Below are 18,814 nucleotides of genomic sequence, written 5' to 3' on the forward strand. Positions count from 1 at the left end.
TCAGGCCAGGGTGATCAGATCGAGGTAGTCCGCGGTCCAGTGGTCCTCGGTGCCCTCGGGCATGATGAGCACCCGCTCGGGGTTCAGCGCCTCGACGGCGCCCTCGTCGTGGCTGACCAGGACCACCGCGCCCTCGTAGTGCGCGAGCGCGTCGAGGATCTCGTCGCGGCTCGCCGGGTCGAGGTTGTTCGTCGGCTCGTCGAGCAGCAGGACGTTCGCCCCGGAGACGACGATCATCGCGAGGGCCAGACGGGTCTTCTCCCCACCCGAGAGCACTCCGGCCGGCTTGTGGGAGTCGTCGCCGGTGAACAGGAACGAGCCCAGGACGCGGCGCGCCTCGGTCTCGGTGAGGTTCGGGCTGCTCGACACCATGTTCTCGAGCACCGAGCGCTTGACGTCGATCGTCTCGTGCTCCTGCGCGTAGTAGCCGATCCGCAGACCGTGCCCGGGCTCGATCGATCCCGTGTCCGGAGCGTCCACCCCGCCGAGGATCCGCAGCAGGGTCGTCTTGCCCGCGCCGTTCAGGCCCAGGATGACCACCTTCGACCCGCGGTCGATCGCGAGGTCGACGGCGGTGAAGATCTCGAGCGAGCCGTAGCTCTTCGACAGGTTCTCGGCCTGCAGCGGGGTGCGGCCGCAGGGCATCGGCGTCGGGAAGCGCAGCTTGGCGACGCGGTCGACGGCGCGCACCTCCTCGAGGCCGCTCATCATCTTCTCGGCGCGCGCCACCATCTGGTGCGCGGCCGCCGCCTTGGAGGCCTTCGCGCCGAAGCGCGCCGCCTGCAGCTGCAGGGCGCCCGCCTTCTTCTCGACGTTCGCGCGCTCCTTCTTGCGGCGCTCCTCGTCGGCGGCGCGCTGGCGCTGGTAGTTCTTCCAGTTCATGTTGTAGACGTCGATGACCTGGCGGTTCGCATCCAGGTAGAAGACGCGGTTGACCGTCTCGCCGACCAGTTCGATGTCGTGGCTGATGACGATGAATCCGCCGCGGTAGTTCTTCAGGAACTCGCGCAGCCACACCACCGAGTCGGCGTCGAGGTGGTTGGTCGGCTCGTCGAGGATCAGCGTGCTCGCATCCGAGAACAGGATCCGGGCGAGCTCGATGCGCCGGCGCTGACCGCCCGAGAGCGTCTTCAACGGCTGATCGAGGATCCGGTCCGGCAGGTTCAGGTTGCTCGCGATCGACGCCGCCTCGGCCTCCGCGGCGTAGCCGCCGAGTGCGAGGAAGCGGTCGGTCAGGTTGCCGTACTTCTTCATCCCCGCCGCGCTGACGGCCGGGTCACTGCTCGACATCGCCTCGGTCGCCTCGGACATCCCCACCACGAGGGAGCCGAGACCGCGGGCGTCGAGGATGCGCGTGCGCGCCAGCTCCTCCGGGTCGCCCGAGCGCGGGTCCTGCGGGAGGTAGCCGATCTCGCCGCCGCGGTCGACCGTGCCCTTGGCGGCGATGAGATCGCCGGCGAGCACCTTGGTCAGCGTCGTCTTCCCCGCCCCGTTGCGGCCGACGAGGCCCACCTTGTCGCCGTCGCCCACCCGGAAGGAGACGTTCTCCATCAGGAGTCGGGCGCCGACTCGGAGTTCGAGATCGTGGACGCTCAGCACAGTGCTGTCCGTTCTCGCCAAGAAATGGCGGTCGCTTCGGGAGGTGTGGGGCAAGGGGCCGCGATGCGGCAGCCCTCTAGTATATTTCCTGAGCCGCGGGGCCGGTTCACGTCCGCTCAGCGCGGACGCGTCCGGAGCTCCTGCGCTCGGCCACCTGCACGCTCGACCACCCTCGAGCCCGTCCTTCGTCGCCACCGGGCGCCACGGTCTTTGGAGACACTCATGTCCAGCTACTCGCTCGCCCCGTCGCGGCCGGTCCTCGCCGACCGCCTGTTCGCGCGCTCGATCACCACCGATCTCGTCCTCGTGGTCGCCGCGGCGGCGTTCACCGCCGGGATGGCCCAGCTCTACATCCCGATGTGGCCCGTGCCGATCACCGGCCAGACCTTCGCCGTGCTCCTCGCCGGCACCACGCTCGGCGCGCTCCGCGGCGCGCTCGCCATGGGCGTGTACGCGCTGGTCGGCGCGCTCGGCGCCCCGATCTTCACCGAGGGCTCGAGCGGCTGGGCGGTCCTCGCGGGCCCGACCGGCGGCTACATCCTCGGATTCGTCCTCGCCGCGATCGTCACCGGATGGCTGGCGCAGCGCCAGTGGGACCGCCGCGTCGTCGGAACCCTCGTCAGCTTCCTCGCGGGCACCGCGACCATCTACCTGGTCGGACTCCCCTGGCTCGCGACCGCCCTCGGCTCGCTCGGCTACCCCGCCGACCTCGGCTCCGTGCTGACCGCCGGCCTCGTGCCGTTCCTGATCGGCGACGCGCTCAAGATCCTGGTCGCCGCAGCCCTGCTCCCGACGACCTGGGCTCTGCTCCGCCGCCGCTCGAGCTGAGCGCAGCGACGGGTAGGGCGAAGGGCCGGGAGGATCATCCTCCCGGCCCTTCGCCGTACCCGTCTCAGATCGAGAAGCCGAGCGCGCGCATCATGTCGCGGCCGTCGTCGGTGATCCGCTCGGGACCCCACGGCGGCATCCAGACCCAGTTGATCCGGAAGGCCTCGACGATGCCGTCGAGCGACTCGGCGGTCTGCTCCTCGAGCACGTCGGTCAGCGGGCAGCCCGCCGAGGTGAGCGTCATGTGGATGACGAGAGCGTCGTTCTCGTCGTCCCACCCGAGGTCGTAGATGAGGCCCAGGTCGACGACGTTGATCCCGAGCTCGGGATCCATGACGTCCTTGAGCGCCTCCTCGACCTGGTCGAAGAGCTTCGGCTCCAGCGTCGTGACGGCCATGATCAGGCCGTCGCCGTCGTGAGGAAGCGGTCGTAGCCCTCGTCCTCGAGGCGGGTGGCGAGCTCCTTGCCGCCCTGCTCGGCGACGCGACCCGCGACGAAGACGTGCACGAAGTCGGGCTCGATGTAGCGCAGGATCCGCGTGTAGTGCGTGATCAGCAGCACGCCGAGGCCCGTGTTCGCGTGAGCGCGGTTCACGCCCTCCGAGACGATCTTGAGCGCGTCGACGTCGAGACCGGAGTCGGTCTCGTCGAGGACGGCGAACTGCGGGGCGAGCAGCTCGAGCTGGAGGATCTCGTTGCGCTTCTTCTCGCCGCCCGAGAAGCCCTCGTTGACATTGCGCGCCGCGAAAGAGGGGTCCATCCGCAGGTTGCCCATGGCCGCCTTGACGTCCTTGGTCCAGGTGCGGATCGCCGGCGCCTCGCCCGCGATCGCGGTCTTGGCGGTGCGGAGGAAGTTCGTGTTGGTCACTCCGGGGATCTCGACCGGGTACTGCATGGCGAGGAAGAGGCCCGCGCGAGCGCGCTCGTCGACCGACATGTCGAGGACCTCGACGCCGTCCAGGGTGATGGAGCCGCCGTCGACGTGGTACTTGGGGTGGCCGGCGATCGTGTAGGCGAGGGTCGACTTGCCGGACCCGTTCGGGCCCATGATCGCGTGGATCTCACCCTGGTTGATGGTGAGATCGACACCGCGGAGGATCTGCTTGGTCCCCTGCTCGGTCTCGACACTGACGTGGAGATCGCTGATCTGGAGAACGGACATTCAGACTTCCTTCGTGACGGTCGGGTCGATGTAGACGTCGCCGTCGATGATCTCGACGACGAAGACGGGGACCGGCTCGTAGGCCGGCAGGTTGAGGGGCGTCCCGGTGCGGAGCGAGAACTGCGAGCCGTGGGCCCAGCACTCGAGGCTGTCGCCCTCGACGAAGCCCTCCGAGAGCGAGATCTCGCCGTGCGTGCAGGTGTCGCCGATGGCGTGGATCTCGCCGGCCGAGTCCTGGACGACGGCGATGGCGACTCCGTCGACCTCGACGCGCATGGCCTGGTTCGGGATCAGCTCGGAGACCGAGCAGATCATCGCGGCGTTGCTCATGCGGTCACCGCCGCTCCGCGCGAGGAGCCCGTCTGACCGGCGCTGCCGGCGAGCTCGGCCTCGATCGCGAGCTGCAGGCGGTCCTCCAGCTCGGCGACCTTGATCTGCTGGACGATCTCGCTGAGGAAGCCGCGCACGACCAGGCGGCGCGCCTCGTCCTCGCGGATCCCGCGCGACTGCAGGTAGAAGAGCTGCTCGTCGTCGAACCGGCCGGTCGCCGACGCGTGGCCCGCCCCGGCGATGTCGCCGGTCTCGATCTCGAGGTTGGGGATCGAGTCGGCTCGGGTGCCGTCGGACAGGACCAGGTTGCGGTTCTGCTCGTAGCTGTCGGTCCCGGTCGCGCTGTTGCGGATGAGGACGTCGCCGATCCAGACGGTGCGGGCACCCTGGCCCTGCAGTGCGCCCTTGTAGGTGACGCGGCTGCGGGTGTCGGGGGCGTCGTGGTCGACGTAGACCTGCTGCTCGAGGTGCTGGCCGCCGTCGGCGAAGTAGAGGCCGAAGAGCTCGCCGTCGGCTCCGCGCTCGACGAGGTGCGCCGAGGGGTTCAACCGCACGATCGAGCCGCCGAGGGTGACCACGATGTGCTTGAGCTTCGCGTCACGGCCGACGCGGATGAAGTGGTTGGCCAGGTGGCGCGCCTCGTCGTCCCACTCCTGCACTGTGACGACGGTGAGCTGGGCTCCCTCGCCGACCAGGATCTCGACGTTCTCGGCGAGCGTCGCCGGACCGTCGTTCTGCAGCACGACGACGCCGCGCGCGTACGGCGCCGCCTCGATGACGGTGTGCGCGGCACGGGGCGCGGAGCCGAGGCCTGCGCGCACGAGCGTCGCCACCTTCTCGTCCTCGCCCGTCACGCGGACGGCCAGCGCCTGCTCGAAGCGCGACCAGGCGTTCGCCGCGGCGCGGTCCTCGGGGAGGCCGGCCGTGCCGATCCGGGCGTCGTCCCGACCGACCCACGAGACGTCCACTCCGTCGACGGGCACGGTCTCGAGAGGGGTCGGGGACCCGTCGAGCTCGCCGTCAATCAGATCGCCGAGCCGGGCGATCGGAGTCAGCTTCCAGGCGACCTCGCGTCCGGTGACGGCCTCGAAGGCGTCGACGTCGGCCGACGCGAAGCGCTCCGAGCGCGTCTGCACGGGCGTGAAGGCCCCGTCGGAGTGGGCGCTTATGCCCAGGCGCTCGGCAGCGGCAGCGCCGTCGATCTCAGGGGTCGCGGCGCTCGTGGGGACCGTCATCAGGCGGTGGTTCCTTTCGATGGGTGCGGGGCGCCCCGTCCGGGCGCCCCTTCGAGGGGGGAGGCGGGCGTCAACCGACGCTGCCCTCCATCCCCATCTCGATGAGCTTGTTCAGCTCGAGGGCGTACTCCATGGGCAGCTCGCGCGCGATCGGCTCGATGAAGCCGCGCACGATCATCGCCATGGCCTCGTCCTCGGGGAGGCCGCGCGACATCAGGTAGAACAGCTGCTCCTCGCTGACCTTCGAGACGGTCGCCTCGTGGCCGAGCTGAACGTCGTCGACGCGGATGTCGATGGCGGGGTACGTGTCCGACCGCGAGATCGTGTCGACGAGCAGCGCGTCGCAGCGCACCGTGTTGGCCGAGTGGTGCGCGGTGGCGTCGACCCGGACCTCGCCGCGGTACCCGGCCCGACCGCCGCCGCGGGCGATCGACTTCGAGACGATCGACGACTGCGTGTACGGCGCCATGTGGACCATCTTCGCGCCGGCGTCCTGGTGCTGGCCGGGACCCGCGAACGCGACCGAGAGGGTCTCGCCCTTGGCGTGCTCGCCCACCAGGAAGATGGACGGGTACTTCATCGTGACCTTGGATCCGATGTTGCCGTCGATCCACTCCATGGTCGCGCCCTCGTGCGCGATCGCGCGCTTGGTCACGAGGTTGTAGACGTTGTTCGACCAGTTCTGGATGGTCGTGTAGCGCACGCGCGCGTTCTTCTTCACGATGATCTCGACCACGGCCGAGTGCAGCGAGTCCGACTTGTAGATCGGCGCCGTGCAGCCCTCGATGTAGTGCACGTAGCTGTCCTCGTCCGCGATGATCAGCGTCCGCTCGAACTGGCCCATGTTCTCGGTGTTGATGCGGAAGTACGCCTGGAGCGGGATGTCGACGTGGACGCCCTTGGGGACGTAAACGAACGAGCCGCCCGACCAGACCGCGGTGTTCAGGGCCGCGAACTTGTTGTCGCCCGCGGGGATGACGGTGCCGAAGTACTCCTCGAAGATCTCGGGGTGCTCGCGCAGCGCGGTGTCGGTGTCCATGAAGATGACGCCCTGCTCCTCCAGATCCTCGCGGATCTGGTGGTAGACGACCTCGGACTCGTACTGCGCGGCCACGCCGCCGACGAGGCGCTGGCGCTCCGCCTCCGGGATCCCGAGCTTCTCGTACGTGTTCTTGATGTCGTCGGGGAGGTCGTCCCAGGTCTGCGCCTGCTTCTCGGTGGAGCGGACGAAGTACTTGATGTTGTCGAAGTCGATCGCCGACAGGTCGGCGCCCCACGTCGGCATGGGCTTGCGCTCGAAGAGCTTCAGCGCCTTCATGCGGCGATCGCGCATCCAGGCGGGCTCGTTCTTGAGCGCGGAGATGTCGGAGACGACCTCGGGGGAGATCCCGCGACGTGCGGACGCTCCCGCGGAGTCGGAGTCGGCCCAGCCGAACTCGTAGACGCCGAGGCTCTCGAGCTCGGGGCGGTCGATCAGGATGTCTGACATGTGTACCTCGTTTCCTACCCACTGCTAACCGGTCGGGTTCCGGAGTCATTCCCCGTGGGGCGACCCGGAGCACATTCCGGCTGGTCGCGATCGTGGTCGATGCGCGGGGGCGGTTGATGTGCGTGCCTGAGATGTCCTAAGAGAAGTGCTGCGGCGCGTCATCGGGCCGGTGGTCCCTGTCGACGCCGTGTCCGCGCGGATGCCGGGGTCTCACGTCGTACCTGAACCAACTACTCATTCTACAGAGGCGCGCCCGGATGGGAACCCGCTCAGCTGGGTGTCGGCCGGGTGCGACGTCCTGCGCCACCAGACGCCGATGACCATACGGGTGTCGGTGGTCCGTGATGATCTTCCGCCATGCCGAACGACGATGCGATCCCGCTCCTCCCCCGCCTCCTGCTCGCCGCCGCGGGCCTCGGACTCCCGCCCGCCCGGGCCGCGCTCCTCGGCCGCCTCGGCACCGCGCTCGCGCTCGGACTCCCGGTCCGGTCTCTGCCCCTCGCCCTGCTGCGGCTCCGCGGCCACCTGCGGCCGCCGCCCCGGGGGCGATCCGATCAGTGGGGACGACCCGCGCTCCCGGAGCCGGTCCGGCAGCGTCAGCGGACGGGCTCGAGCTCCTCCGCGACGCGGCGGCGCTGAGCGCGGACGGTGAAGAGCCGGGGGTTCACGTCGAGGAGCACCCGCACGGTGCCCACCCAGACGAGCGCCGAGCCCAGCAGGTGGACGGCGACCAGGGCCTCCGGAAGAGCGAGGAGGGACTGCGCGATCCCGACGAGCGCCTGCAGCACGACCACCGCGATGTAGGTCACGACGCGCCGGCGTGCGAGCTCGGCCCCGGAGACCCGGCGCAGGAGCACGAGCAGCACGACGCCGAGCACGAGCGACGCCGTGCCGAGCACGCCGTGCACCGCCGTGACGCTCTCCCAGTGGAAGCGCATCCGGGGCACCTCCGCGGAGTCGCCCGCGTGCGGACCGGTGCCCGTCACGAGCGTGCCGACGAGGATCACCAGGAGGGTGACGACGACGAGCGCGATGCTGACGGCGCGGGTGAGCGCGTCGGGCGAGAACGCCGTGGACTGCGACCGGTGCGCGCGGTGCCAGGTCAGCGACGTCGTGGTGAGCAGGGCTATCGCCAGGACGAAGTGCCCCGCGACGATGTACGGGTTCAGACCGGAGTGCACGGTCGCCCCACCCGCGAGGGCGTTGGCGACGACCAGCCAGAACTGCGACCAGGCGAGTCGCGTCATGGTGCGGTCGCGCGGCTTCTGCAGTCGCGCGGCGGTGATCGCCCAGCCGACGGCGACGATCAGGACGCCCGTGAAGGCGCGGTTCGTGAACTCGATGAAGCCGTGGATCCCGAGCTCGGGAGTGGAGGTGAGGGATCCCGCGTCGCAGGCCGGCCACGTCGGGCAGCCGAGGCCCGATCCCGTCAGCCGCACCACTCCCCCGAAGAAGATGATCAGGATGCTCGCCACGAGTGCCGCGGTCGTGCCCCAGCGCAGGGCCCGCGGCGAGAGCGTGACCCGCTCGGCGAGGAGCGAGAAGGGCGTCACCATCAGAACGGCAGCAGGGGATCGATGCCGACGGCGAGGAACAGCAGGGTGAGGTATCCGATCGAGCCGTGGAACACGCGCATCGGCGAGACGTGCTCGTGGCGGATCGCGAGGCTGTAGAGGCGGTGCGTCTCGGCGATGAACCAGACGCCGCCGGCGAGCGCGACGACCGTGTACACGACGCCCATCTCCGCGACCGGGATCAGCAGGAGCGAGCAGGCCACCGTCGCCCACGCGTAGAGGATGACCTGCAGCCCGACCACCGTGCGGCCGCGGACCACCGCGAGCATCGGCACGCCGGCGGCCTGGTAGTCGTCGCGGTACTTCATCGACAGGGGCCAGTAGTGCGGCGGGGTCCACAGGAAGATGACCGAGAACAGGATCACCGGCGCCCAGTCGAGCGAGTTGGTGACGGCGGCCCAGCCGATGAGCACGGGCATGCACCCGGCGATGCCGCCCCAGACGATGTTCTGCGGGGTGCGGCGCTTGAGGAAGAGCGTGTAGAAGACGACGTAGATCAGGATCGCCGCGAGCGAGAGGCCGGCTGCCAGCCAGTTCGCCGTCAGCCCGAGCCAGACGATCGAGAGCACGCCGATCGTGGTGGCGAACACCAGGGCGGCCCGGTCCGAGATCTCCCCCGTCACGAGCGGGCGGTTCCTCGTCCGGTTCATGATGCGGTCGATGTCGCGGTCGAAGTAGCAGTTGAAGGCTCCGGCCGAACCGGCGCTCAGCGCGCCGCCGATGAGGACGTTGAGCACGAGCCAGAGGTTCGGGATGCCGCCCTCGGCGAGGATCATCGTCGGCGCCGTCACGACGAGGAGCAGCTCGATCACCCGGGGCTTCGTCAGCGAGACGAAGGCCTTCACCTTGCGAGACAGGGTCGCCCCGGACGATCCGCCCCGTTCGGTCGCGGTGGTCTCTACGGCTACGTCCATTGCTCCTCTAACGTTCGACAATCCCGAACGAGTGTAATGCGCGGAGCCTGGGCCCGGGCCCGGTCCGTCGGTTCCGTCAACACCGCCCCCGCCCCGTGCACGCTTGCCCAAACGACTCCCTACATATGCATCCCGCAACCCCCGACGGCGAGCGCACCCCCCTCCGTATACTCGGGACTGCTCGCCAGAGCGCCCGGCACGCACCCGAGCCCGCCCCGACCGATCGGTCGCCGCGAGGCCCAGAGGGTCGCCGCCGGAGCATCGTGCCGAAGTCGTCGCGCGGCGTGCTCCACCATGCGAGAGGGCGGACGGTCTGCGTCTGCCCCACGTCTCGAGAAGGGTCAGTACCAAGTGTCAGAACTGCAATGGGAATCCATTGACGAGAAGGCAGTCGACACGGCGAGGGTCCTCGCCGCGGATGCCGTGGAGAAGGTCGGCAACGGCCATCCCGGGACCGCCATGAGCCTCGCTCCGGCCGCGTACCTCCTCTTCCAGAAGGTCATGCGCCGCGACCCCTCCGACAGCACCTGGATCGGCCGCGACCGGTTCATCCTTTCTGTCGGGCACTCGTCGCTGACCCAGTACGTCCAGTTCTACCTGGGCGGCTACGGCCTCGAGCTCGACGACCTGAAGGCGCTGCGCACCTGGGGCTCCAAGACCCCCGGGCACCCCGAGTACGGCCACACGGACGGCGTCGAGATCACGACCGGCCCGCTCGGCCAGGGCCTCGCCTCCGCCGTCGGCTTCGCCTACGCCTCGCGCTTCGAGCGCGACCTGTTCGACCCCGAGGCCGCCGCGGGCACCTCGCCGTTCGACCACTTCGTCTACGTGATCGCGGGCGACGGCGACCTGCAGGAGGGCGTGACCAGCGAGGCCTCCTCGCTGGCCGGCCACCAGCAGCTCGGCAACCTGGTCGTCATCTACGACTCCAACCAGATCTCGATCGAGGACGACACCAACATCGCCTTCACCGAGGACGTGAAGGCGCGCTACGAGTCGTACGACTGGCAGGTCCAGGTCGTCGACTGGAAGAAGACCGGCGAGTACCACGAGGACGTCGCCGAGCTCCACGCCGCGATCGAGGCCGCCAAGGGCGAGACCGGCAAGCCGTCGCTCATCATCCTGCGCACCATCATCGGCTGGCCCTCGCCGAAGAAGCAGAACACCGGCAAGATCCACGGCTCCGCCCTCGGCGCCGACGAGCTGCGCGGCCTCAAGGAGGTGCTCGGCTTCGACCCCGAGAAGACCTTCGACGTGGCCGACGAGGTCATCGAGCACACCCGCAAGGCCGTCGAGCGCGGCCAGGCGCAGCACGCCGAGTGGACCGAGCAGTTCGACGCCTGGGCGGCGGCCAACCCCGAGAAGAAGGTCCTGCTCGACCGCGTCCTGAGCGGCGACCTCCCCGAGGGCGTCGACGACGCCCTCCCCGTGTTCGAGCCCGGCAAGGAGGTGTCGACCCGCGCCGCGTCCGGCAAGGTCATCAACGCCCTCGCCGGCGTGATCCCGGAGCTGTGGGGCGGCTCGGCCGACCTCGCGGAGTCGAACAACACCACCATCGAGGGCGCCGGCTCGTTCGTGCCGTCCGAGTTCTCGACCCACGAGTGGACCGGGAAGAAGGGCGGCCGCGTGCTGCACTTCGGCATCCGCGAGCACGCCATGGGCTCGATCCTCAACGGCATCGTCCTGCACGGGAACACCCGCCCCTTCGGCGGCACCTTCCTGATCTTCTCCGACTACATGCGCCCGGCGGTCCGTCTCGCCGCGCTCATGAAGGCGCCGGCCATCTACGTCTGGACCCACGACTCCGTGGCGCTCGGCGAGGACGGCCCGACGCACCAGCCGGTCGAGCAGCTCGCCGCCCTGCGCGCTATCCCGGGACTGGACATCGTCCGCCCCGGCGACGCGAACGAGGTCGCCTACGCCTGGAAGACGATCCTCGAGCGCCGCGAGGGCCCCGCCGGCCTCGCGCTGACCCGTCAGAACATCCCGGTGTTCGAGCGCGGCGAGGGCGAGGCCGAGGGCGAGACCTTCGCCCACGCCTCCCACGTCGCCAAGGGCGCGTACGTCCTCGCCGAGGCGCCCGGCGGCACGCCGGACGTGATCCTCATCGCGACCGGCTCCGAGCTCCAGATCGCCGTCGAGACGCGCGAGCAGCTGAAGGCCGAGGGCGTCAACGCCCGCGTGGTCTCGGCTCCGTCGCTCGAGTGGTTCGAGGAGCAGGACGCGGCCTACCGCGAGAAGGTCCTGCCGTCCTCCGTGAAGGCGCGCGTCTCGATCGAGGCCGGACTGAGCCTCGGCTGGCAGAAGTACGTCGGCGACGCCGGTCGCTCGGTCTCGATCGAGCACTTCGGCGCCTCGGCCGACTACAAGACCCTGTTCCGCGAGTTCGGGATCACCACGGAGGCGGCACTCGCCGCCGCCAAGGAGTCGCTCGCAGCCTCCTGAGCCGAAGGCCGCGTCCCCACGGACGCGGCCTTCGCCGTCGGGGCTCCGGCTCCACACCCGCATCACCTCCGAACGAAGAAGAGAAGAAGAGACATGACCGAGAACACCCCCACCGCAGACCTCTCCGCCGCCGGCGTCAGCATCTGGCTCGACGACCTCTCGCGCACGCGCATCTCCTCGGGCGGGCTGCAGAAGCTCATCGACGAGAAGAACGTCGTCGGAGTCACCACGAACCCGACGATCTTCGCGGCCGCCCTCGCCAACGGCGAGTCCTACGACGCGCAGGTCCGCGAGCTCGCCGCCTCCGGCACCTCCGTGACCGACGCCGTCTTCGAGATCACCACCGACGACGTCGCCGCGGCCTCGGACGTCTTCCGTCCGATCTACGACGCCACCAACGGCTACGACGGCCGCGTCTCGATCGAGGTCGAGCCCGGCCTGGCGCACGACGCGCAGGGCACCATCGAGCAGGCCAAGGCCCTCTGGGCGAAGGTCGACCGTCCGAACGCGATGATCAAGATCCCCGCGACCGTCGAGGGCCTCGAGGCCATCACCGAGGTCATCGGCTCCGGCATCTCCGTGAACGTCACGCTGATCTTCTCGCTCGCCCGCTACCGCGCCGTCATCAACGCGTACCTCGCCGGCCTCGAGAAGGCCAAGGACGCGGGCATCGACCTGTCGACCATCCACTCCGTCGCCTCGTTCTTCGTCTCGCGCGTCGACACCGAGATCGACAAGCGCCTCGAGGCCGTCGGCACCGACGAGGCGAAGGCGCTCAAGAGCAAGTCGGGCGTCGCCAACGCCCAGCTCGCCTACGAGGTCTTCGTCGAGGCCTTCGCGACCGAGCGCGCGCTGCTCCTGCAGGAGTCCGGCGCGAACCGCCAGCGCCCGCTGTGGGCCTCGACCGGCGTGAAGTCGACCGAGCTCCCCGACACCCTCTACGTCACCGAGCTCGTCGCGGCCGGCGTCGTCAACACGATGCCCGAGAAGACCCTCGAGGCGACCTTCGACCACGGCGTCATCACCGGCGACACGGTCACCGGCGCCTACGCCGACGCGAACGCCGTCCTCGACGCCGTCGCCGCGCAGGGCGTCTCGTACGCCGAGGTCACCGAGCTGCTCGAGAAGGAGGGCGTGGAGAAGTTCATCGTCTCCTGGAACGAGCTGCTCGACACCGTCACCACGGCTCTCGAGGGCGCGAAGGCGCAGGCCTGATCATGTCGATCCAGATCCACGTCAGCGGAGACGCCGAGAAGGCCGTCGACCGCGTCGTCCCCGATCTCGTCGCCGACGCGGTCGCCTCGGGCATCACCGCCCAGGTCCCCACCCTCTGGGGAGCCGCCGCGGAGGAGGAGTCGGCCAAGCGCCTCGGCTGGACCGAGTCGACCTCGGTGTCCCGTCCGCTGATCCCCGAGATCCTCGCGCTCCGCGAGGAGTTCGCCGCGAAGGGCATCGACCACATCGTGCTCGGCGGGATGGGCGGCTCGTCGCTCGCCCCCGAGGTCATCACGCGCACGGCCGGTGTCGAGCTGACCGTCCTCGACTCGACCGCTCCCGGTCAGGTGCTCGCGGCCCTCCGCGACCGCCTCGCCTCGACCGCCGTCGTGATCTCGTCGAAGTCGGGCTCGACCGTCGAGACCGCGAGCCAGAAGAAGGCCTACGAGAAGGCGTTCACCGAGGCGGGCATCGACCCGCTCGAGCGCATCGTCATCGTGACCGACCCCGGCTCGCCGCTGGACACGTCCTCCCGCGAGGCCGGCTACCGCGTGTTCAACGCGGACCCGAACATCGGCGGCCGCTTCTCGGCGCTCTCCGCGTTCGGACTGGTCCCCTCCGGGCTGGCCGGGGCCGACATCGAGGCCCTGCTCGACGAGGCGGCGGAGGCGTCCCTCGGGCTCGCCGTCGACTCCCCCGAGAACCCGGGGCTCGTGCTCGGAGCGGCGATCGCCGCCACCAGCCCTCGCCGCGACAAGCTCGCGATCGTCGCCGACGGCACCCACATCGTGGGCTTCGCCGACTGGGCGGAGCAGCTGATCGCCGAGTCCACCGGCAAGGACGGCACCGGGATCCTGCCGGTCGTCCTGGGCACGCTCGCCCCCGAGCTGTCGGAGGACCTGCCCGACGTGCAGGTCGTCCGCCTGGTCGACGACGCGACCGCTCTGCACCTGTTCCCGCGCGACCGCCACGAGGGCGAGATCCTGCTCTCCGGCTCGCTCGGTGCGCAGATGCTGACCTGGGAGTACGCGGTCGCCGTTGCAGGACGACTGCTCGGCATCAACCCGTTCGATCAGCCCGACGTCGAGTCCGCGAAGATCGCGACCCGGGCCCTGCTCGAGAAGCGCCCCGAGCCCGAGGCGCCGGCCTTCACCGACGCCGGCATCGAGGTCACGGGCAGCCCCGTGGTCACCGAGGGCGTCTCGACCGTCGCCGAGGCCGTCGACCGCCTCCTCGCCCAGCTCGGCGAGGGCGGCTACGTCGCCATCCAGGCCTACGTCGACCGCCTCGCCGTGCCGCAGCTGGAGGGAGTCCGCGACCTCCTCGCCGCGCAGGCCCAGCGCCCCGTCACCTTCGGGTGGGGTCCCCGCTTCCTGCACTCGACCGGTCAGTACCACAAGGGCGGCGCCCCGACCGGCGTCTTCCTCCAGATCACCGAGCGCGCGACCGCCGATCTCGAGATCCCGGACAGCCCCTTCACCTTCGGGCAGCTGATCCTCGCCCAGGCGGCCGGCGACGCGAGCGTGCTCGCGGAGCACGGCCGACCGGTGCTGACGCTGACGCTGACCGATCCCGAGGCCGACCTCGAGGCCCTCTTCGAGGCCCTCAACAGCTGATCCGACGGGCACGCCGTCCCGCCCCTCGCCGGGGCGGGGCGGCGTGCCCGCGATCGGTCCCACCCACTCCTCATCGAGAGCAGTGCGCCGGAGAAGCCGGCACACAGAAGGACACTGCACATGTCTGTGGACATCACCCCCGAGTTCAACCCCCTGCGGTTGAGCTTCGACCGGCGGTTGAACCGGATCGCGGGGCCGAGCGGCCTCGTCATCTTCGGCGTCACCGGCGATCTCTCGCGCAAGAAGCTCATGCCGGCGGTCTACGACCTCGCCAACCGCGGCCTGCTGCCCCCCGGATTCGCGCTCGTCGGCTTCGCCCGGCGCGACTGGGACGACCAGGACTTCGAGCAGGTGGTGCACGACTCCGTCAAGAAGTACGCGCGCACCGAGTTCCACGAGGAGGTCTGGACCCAGCTCGCGCAGGGCATCCGCTTCGTGCAGGGCGAGTTCGACGACCCCGAGGCGTTCACCCGCCTGAAGACGACGGTGGACGAGCTCGATCGCGAGCGCGGCACGATGGGCAACTTCGCCTTCTACCTCTCGATCCCCCCGAAGTCCTTCCCGCAGGTCACCGAGCAGCTGCGCAACTCGGGCCTCGCGGAGCAGAAGGAGGGCCAGTGGCGCCGCGTCGTCATCGAGAAGCCCTTCGGCAGCGACCTCACCACCGCCCGTGAGCTCAACGCCGTCGTCGAATCGGTCTTCCCGCCCGACTCCGTGTTCCGCATCGACCACTACCTCGGCAAGGAGACGGTCCAGAACATCCTGGCGCTGCGCTTCGCCAACATGATGTACGAGCCGCTCTGGAACTCGAACTACGTCGACCACGTGCAGATCACGATGGCCGAGGACATCGGAGTGGGCGGCCGCGCCGGCTACTACGACGGCATCGGCGCCGCGCGCGACGTCATCCAGAACCACCTCCTCCAGCTCCTCGCCCTCACGGCGATGGAGGAGCCGATCTCGTTCGACGCCGCCGACCTGCGCGCCGAGAAGGAGAAGGTCCTCGCGGCGGTCCGTCTGCCGAAGGACCTGTCCACCGCCACCGCCCGCGGCCAGTACGCCGGCGGCTGGCAGGGCGGCGAGAAGGTCCTCGGCTTCCTCGAGGAGGACGGCATGAGCCCCACCTCGACGACGGAGACGTTCGCGGCGATGCGCCTGGACATCGGCACGCGCCGCTGGGCGGGTGTCCCGTTCTACCTGCGCGCCGGCAAGCGCCTCGGCCGTCGCGTCACCGAGATCGCCGTCGTGTTCAAGCGCGCTCCGCAGCAGCTCTTCGCCGAGAGCCAGACCACGTCGCTGGGTCAGAACGCGCTCGTCATCCGCGTGCAGCCCGACGAGGGCGTCACCATGCGCTTCGGCTCGAAGGTCCCGGGCGCGGGCATGCAGGTGCGCGACGTCACGATGGACTTCGGCTACGGCCACGCGTTCACCGAGGCGAGCCCCGAGGCCTACGAGCGTCTGATCCTCGACGTCCTCCTGGGCGAGCCCCCGCTGTTCCCCCGCCACGAGGAGGTCGAGCTCTCCTGGAAGATCCTCGACCCGATCGAGGAGTTCTGGGAGACCCAGGGCCAGCCCGAGCAGTACCGCCCCGGAACCTGGGGTCCCGAATCCGCCGACGAGCTCCTCGCCCGCGACGGCCGCACCTGGAGGCGTCCATGATCGTCGATCTGCCCGACACCACGACCAGCGAGGTCTCCAAGACCCTCGTCAAGATCCGCGAGGAGGGCGGCGCCGTCGCACTCGGGCGCGTGCTGACCCTCATCATCGCGACCTCCCGGGGTCATGAGGAGGAAGCGATCGACGCGGCGAACGACGCGTCGCGCGAGCACCCGATGCGGGTCATCGTCGTCTCGAAGGACGACGGGCTCACCACCGTCCCCGTGGACGCGACTCCGCGGGTCGACGCCCAGATCCGGGTCGGCGGCGACGCCGGCGCGAGCGAGGTCGTCGTGCTCCGCCCCTTCGGCGACGCCGCGAACGACGAGGAGAGCCTGGTCACGGGACTGCTGCTCCCGGATGCGCCCGTGGTCGCCTGGTGGCCGAACAGCGCCCCCGAGAGCGCCTCGAAATCGCCCATCGGCCGCATCGCCCAGCGGCGCATCACCGACGCCTCGGCACAGTCGAACCCGGCGGAGGCGCTGCACCACCTCGCCTTCACCTACGCCCCCGGGGACACCGACTTCGCCTGGACGCGGCTGACCCTCTGGCGCGCTCAGCTCGCCGCGGTCCTCGATCAGCCGCCGTACGAGCCGATCACGGCCGTCGAGGTGTCGGGTGCTCCGGACTCGCCGTCGACGATCCTGCTCGCCGCCTGGCTCCAGCTCGAGCTCGACATCCCGGTCGACCACGAGCTGACCATCAGCGCGACCGGGTCGAGCGGCATCCACGGAGTCAAGCTGATCCGCGCATCGGGGACCATCGAGCTCGAGCGCTCGATCCCCAACGTGGCGACGCTGACGCAGCCGGAGCAGCCCGTCCACGACATCTCGCTCCCCCGCCGCAGCCTCCGCGACTGCCTGGCCGAGGAGCTGCGCAGGCTCGACCCGGATGACCTGTACGGTGAAGTCATCTCGCGCGGCGTCGACATGCTCTCCGAGCAGACCGGTGCCCGCAGCGCTTCCTGACACGGAGCCGACCATCCGCCGATCGGCAGACGCAACCGAAGGAGACCCCTCATGACCACCGAACGTCGAGTGCTCGTCCACCGCGACAAGCAGACCCTCGCCGGGTCGGTCGCCGCCCGCTTCATCACGAAGACGATCGACATCCTCGATGATCTCGGGACGGCGAACGTGATCCTGACCGGCGGAACGATGGGGGCGGCGACGCTCGCCGAGATCGGCTCCTCGTCGGCCTCGGGCAACGTCGACTGGTCGCGGGTGCACTTCTGGTGGGGGGACGAGCGCTGGGTACCGCGTGGTCACGAGGACCGGAACGACGTGCAGGCGGGCGACCTGTTCACCCGCCTCGACGTCCCCGCGGGGAACGTGCACTCGTTCCCCGCGTCGGACGACGGGATCGACCTCGACGCGGCCGCGACCCTGTACGACGCCGAGCTCCGTGCGCACGCGACGGAGGGTCGCGACTACCCGCGCTTCGACATCACGTTCCTCGGAGTGGGTCCCGACGGCCACATCGCGTCGCTCTTCCCCGAGCGCTCGGCGATCCGCTCCGCCGAGGCCGGCGTGCTCCCGGTGCGCAACTCCCCCAAGCCGCCCCCGGAGCGCCTCACCCTGACCCTCCCGCTGATCAACCAGTCGGACCGGATCTGGATGGTGCTCGCGGGCGCGGACAAGGCGTCCGCTCTCGGGCTCGCGCTCGCCGGCGCGAACACGAACGAGGTGCCGGTCGCCGGAGCCTTCGGTCGCAAGCGAACGGTCTTCTTCGTCGACCAGGAGGCCGCGGCCGAGGTCCCGGAGTCGCTCATCGCTCCGAGCTACTGAGTTCGGCCCGGTGCACCCGGGTCCACGACGGCGAAAGGCCCGATCCTCTGCGGATCGGGCCTTTCATCGTTCCTGACGGATCAGGATCAGGACGGCGTCGCGGTGCCGCGGCGGGCGCGCAGCTGCTGGAGCGCCTCCTCGAGGAGCTGGGCCGCTTCGGCCTCGGTGCGGCGCTCCTTCACGTAGGCGAGGTGCGTCTTGTAGGGCTCGGTCTTCGCGACCTGCGGGGGGTTCGCGCGATCGCGTCCCGCGGGGAGACCCGACTGGGGCGAGTCGATGACCTCGGGGATCTCGTCCTCGGGGAGGGCCGCCGAGAAGTGGCGCACCGTCTCGTTGCCCAGAGCGTCCCAGTAGGACACCGCCACGCGCTCCGCGTGGAAGCCCCGGTCCTGCTCGCCCATGGGTCCCGCGCCGACGCGCGAACCGCGGATTGCACTGCCGCCTGATGCCATTCCGTGTACCCCTATGCTCCGGTGTCGAACTTGGTGATGAGACCCAGCACCACGATGCACGCCAGCCAGACGAGGCCGAGGATCACGGTGATGCGGTTGAGATTGCGCTCCGCGACACCCGAGGCGCCGAGGTTGGAGGTGACTCCACCGCCGAACATGTCGGACAGTCCGCCGCCGCGCCCCTTGTGGAGCAGGATCAGCATGGTGAGCAGGAGGCTCGTGATGCCCAGGATGACCTGGAGCACGACCTGGAGGATGTCCACGCGGTACCTTTCGAAGTTCCGGCGCGTTGCGCGCCCCGACGAGTATAACGGCGCCTGCGAATCCGCGCGGAATGCGTCCACCCGTGTTCGGGCCGCTGTATAGGGCGCCGTGCGTGGTGCGACTGCTGGAGTGGGCGGAGCGGGTGGCCTCGTCGCGGCGTGCGACTGCTGGAGTGGGCGGAGGGGGTGGCCTCGTCGCGGCGTGCGACTGCTGGAGTGGGCGGAGGCGGTGGCCTCGTCGCGGCGCCCT

The 18,814-nt window shown here is 69.9% G+C and carries 17 protein-coding genes; 7 read left to right on the forward strand and 10 right to left on the reverse strand.

All coding sequences use genetic code 11. The annotated features are described in order from the left end of the window. Nucleotides 1–1,599: a ribosomal protection-like ABC-F family protein gene (abc-f, locus tag B0T42_RS08840; protein WP_077222832.1), complete on the reverse strand. Its 1,599-nt coding sequence runs from the start codon at nt 1,597–1,599 to the stop codon at nt 1–3. 222 nt (nt 1,600–1,821) lie between these two features. Here abc-f and B0T42_RS08845 point away from each other — a divergent pair, with 222 nt between their 5' ends. Continuing rightward, a complete protein-coding gene (locus B0T42_RS08845) occupies nt 1,822–2,427 on the forward strand; it encodes a biotin transporter BioY (RefSeq protein WP_077222833.1) in 606 nt (201 codons plus the stop codon). 64 nt (nt 2,428–2,491) lie between these two features. Here the strand turns inward: B0T42_RS08845 and B0T42_RS08850 are convergent, their stop codons facing one another. The 7 genes from B0T42_RS08850 to B0T42_RS08885 all read right to left on the reverse strand — a co-directional run bounded on the left by B0T42_RS08850 (nt 2,492) and on the right by B0T42_RS08885 (nt 9,130). After that, on the reverse strand, nt 2,492–2,824 hold the full coding sequence (locus B0T42_RS08850) for a metal-sulfur cluster assembly factor (protein ID WP_055792004.1): 333 nt from the start codon (nt 2,822–2,824) through the stop codon (nt 2,492–2,494). A gap of 2 nt (nt 2,825–2,826) precedes the next feature. Then, nucleotides 2,827–3,588 carry a Fe-S cluster assembly ATPase SufC gene (sufC, locus tag B0T42_RS08855; RefSeq protein WP_055792001.1) on the reverse strand — a complete coding sequence of 254 codons (762 nt, stop codon included), beginning with the start codon at nt 3,586–3,588 and terminating at the stop codon, nt 2,827–2,829. After that, the gene (locus tag B0T42_RS08860; protein WP_077222834.1) at nt 3,589–3,918 is read right to left on the reverse strand and encodes a non-heme iron oxygenase ferredoxin subunit; all 330 of its coding nucleotides are present in this window, start codon (nt 3,916–3,918) and stop codon (nt 3,589–3,591) included. After that, nucleotides 3,915–5,153, reverse strand: a complete 1,239-nt coding sequence (gene sufD, locus B0T42_RS08865) for a Fe-S cluster assembly protein SufD (RefSeq protein ID WP_077222835.1) — start codon at nt 5,151–5,153, stop codon at nt 3,915–3,917. The genes B0T42_RS08860 and sufD overlap by 4 nt, the downstream gene beginning before the upstream one ends. A 70-nt stretch (nt 5,154–5,223) precedes the next feature. Next, nucleotides 5,224–6,642 (reverse strand): Fe-S cluster assembly protein SufB, encoded by a 1,419-nt coding sequence (gene sufB, locus B0T42_RS08870; protein WP_077222836.1) that lies wholly within the window; start codon nt 6,640–6,642, stop codon nt 5,224–5,226. A gap of 596 nt (nt 6,643–7,238) precedes the next feature. Continuing rightward, nucleotides 7,239–8,198, reverse strand: a complete 960-nt coding sequence (locus B0T42_RS08880) for a COX15/CtaA family protein (protein WP_077222838.1) — start codon at nt 8,196–8,198, stop codon at nt 7,239–7,241. Continuing rightward, nucleotides 8,198–9,130, reverse strand: a complete 933-nt coding sequence (locus tag B0T42_RS08885) for a heme o synthase (protein ID WP_077222839.1) — start codon at nt 9,128–9,130, stop codon at nt 8,198–8,200. Before B0T42_RS08885 ends, B0T42_RS08880 begins: the two co-directional genes overlap by 1 nt. 351 nt (nt 9,131–9,481) lie before the next feature. Here B0T42_RS08885 and tkt point away from each other — a divergent pair, with 351 nt between their 5' ends. From tkt to pgl, 6 genes are all read left to right on the forward strand, one after another. Next, nucleotides 9,482–11,575, forward strand: a complete 2,094-nt coding sequence (gene tkt, locus B0T42_RS08890) for a transketolase (protein WP_077222840.1) — start codon at nt 9,482–9,484, stop codon at nt 11,573–11,575. A gap of 93 nt (nt 11,576–11,668) precedes the next feature. Further along, nucleotides 11,669–12,790, forward strand: a complete 1,122-nt coding sequence (gene tal, locus B0T42_RS08895) for a transaldolase (RefSeq protein WP_077222841.1) — start codon at nt 11,669–11,671, stop codon at nt 12,788–12,790. A gap of 2 nt (nt 12,791–12,792) precedes the next feature. After that, nucleotides 12,793–14,406, forward strand: a complete 1,614-nt coding sequence (locus B0T42_RS08900) for a glucose-6-phosphate isomerase (protein WP_077222842.1) — start codon at nt 12,793–12,795, stop codon at nt 14,404–14,406. A 120-nt stretch (nt 14,407–14,526) separates the two neighbouring features. After that, nucleotides 14,527–16,065: a glucose-6-phosphate dehydrogenase gene (gene zwf / locus B0T42_RS08905; RefSeq protein ID WP_077222843.1), complete on the forward strand. Its 1,539-nt coding sequence runs from the start codon at nt 14,527–14,529 to the stop codon at nt 16,063–16,065. After that, the gene (locus B0T42_RS08910; RefSeq protein WP_077222844.1) at nt 16,062–17,030 is read left to right on the forward strand and encodes a glucose-6-phosphate dehydrogenase assembly protein OpcA; all 969 of its coding nucleotides are present in this window, start codon (nt 16,062–16,064) and stop codon (nt 17,028–17,030) included. The genes zwf and B0T42_RS08910 overlap by 4 nt, the downstream gene beginning before the upstream one ends. 51 nt (nt 17,031–17,081) lie before the next feature. Further along, nucleotides 17,082–17,849 carry a 6-phosphogluconolactonase gene (gene pgl, locus B0T42_RS08915; protein WP_077222845.1) on the forward strand — a complete coding sequence of 256 codons (768 nt, stop codon included), beginning with the start codon at nt 17,082–17,084 and terminating at the stop codon, nt 17,847–17,849. An 86-nt stretch (nt 17,850–17,935) separates the two neighbouring features. Here the strand turns inward: pgl and B0T42_RS08920 are convergent, their stop codons facing one another. Both B0T42_RS08920 and secG read right to left on the reverse strand, forming a co-directional pair. Next, nucleotides 17,936–18,301: an RNA polymerase-binding protein RbpA gene (locus B0T42_RS08920; protein ID WP_055791968.1), complete on the reverse strand. Its 366-nt coding sequence runs from the start codon at nt 18,299–18,301 to the stop codon at nt 17,936–17,938. Between the two features lie 11 nt (nt 18,302–18,312). Continuing rightward, entirely contained in the window at nt 18,313–18,564 is a 252-nt protein-coding gene (gene secG / locus B0T42_RS08925; protein ID WP_055791960.1) for a preprotein translocase subunit SecG, read from the reverse strand. Nucleotides 18,565–18,814: the final 250 nt, after the last annotated feature.

The sequence above is a fragment of the Rathayibacter rhapontici genome (assembly GCF_001995175.1).
Taxonomy (GTDB): Bacteria; Actinomycetota; Actinomycetes; order Actinomycetales; family Microbacteriaceae; genus Rathayibacter.

Bases quoted from the DNA above. Each gene is read 5' to 3' on its own strand.
- pgl (WP_077222845.1), top strand. From the start codon at position 17,082: ATGACCACCGAACGTCGAGTGCTCGTCCACCGCGACAAGCAGACCCTC.
- B0T42_RS08885 (WP_077222839.1), bottom strand. From the start codon at position 9,130: ATGGACGTAGCCGTAGAGACCACCGCGACCGAACGGGGCGGATCGTCC.
- B0T42_RS08860 (WP_077222834.1), bottom strand. From the start codon at position 3,918: ATGAGCAACGCCGCGATGATCTGCTCGGTCTCCGAGCTGATCCCGAAC.
- B0T42_RS08900 (WP_077222842.1), top strand. From the start codon at position 12,793: ATGTCGATCCAGATCCACGTCAGCGGAGACGCCGAGAAGGCCGTCGAC.
- zwf (WP_077222843.1), top strand. From the start codon at position 14,527: ATGTCTGTGGACATCACCCCCGAGTTCAACCCCCTGCGGTTGAGCTTC.
- B0T42_RS08845 (WP_077222833.1), top strand. From the start codon at position 1,822: ATGTCCAGCTACTCGCTCGCCCCGTCGCGGCCGGTCCTCGCCGACCGC.
- sufB (WP_077222836.1), bottom strand. From the start codon at position 6,642: ATGTCAGACATCCTGATCGACCGCCCCGAGCTCGAGAGCCTCGGCGTC.
- B0T42_RS08920 (WP_055791968.1), bottom strand. From the start codon at position 18,301: ATGGCATCAGGCGGCAGTGCAATCCGCGGTTCGCGCGTCGGCGCGGGA.
- B0T42_RS08910 (WP_077222844.1), top strand. From the start codon at position 16,062: ATGATCGTCGATCTGCCCGACACCACGACCAGCGAGGTCTCCAAGACC.
- tal (WP_077222841.1), top strand. From the start codon at position 11,669: ATGACCGAGAACACCCCCACCGCAGACCTCTCCGCCGCCGGCGTCAGC.
- B0T42_RS08880 (WP_077222838.1), bottom strand. From the start codon at position 8,198: ATGGTGACGCCCTTCTCGCTCCTCGCCGAGCGGGTCACGCTCTCGCCG.
- B0T42_RS08850 (WP_055792004.1), bottom strand. From the start codon at position 2,824: ATGGCCGTCACGACGCTGGAGCCGAAGCTCTTCGACCAGGTCGAGGAG.
- sufD (WP_077222835.1), bottom strand. From the start codon at position 5,153: ATGACGGTCCCCACGAGCGCCGCGACCCCTGAGATCGACGGCGCTGCC.
- sufC (WP_055792001.1), bottom strand. From the start codon at position 3,588: ATGTCCGTTCTCCAGATCAGCGATCTCCACGTCAGTGTCGAGACCGAG.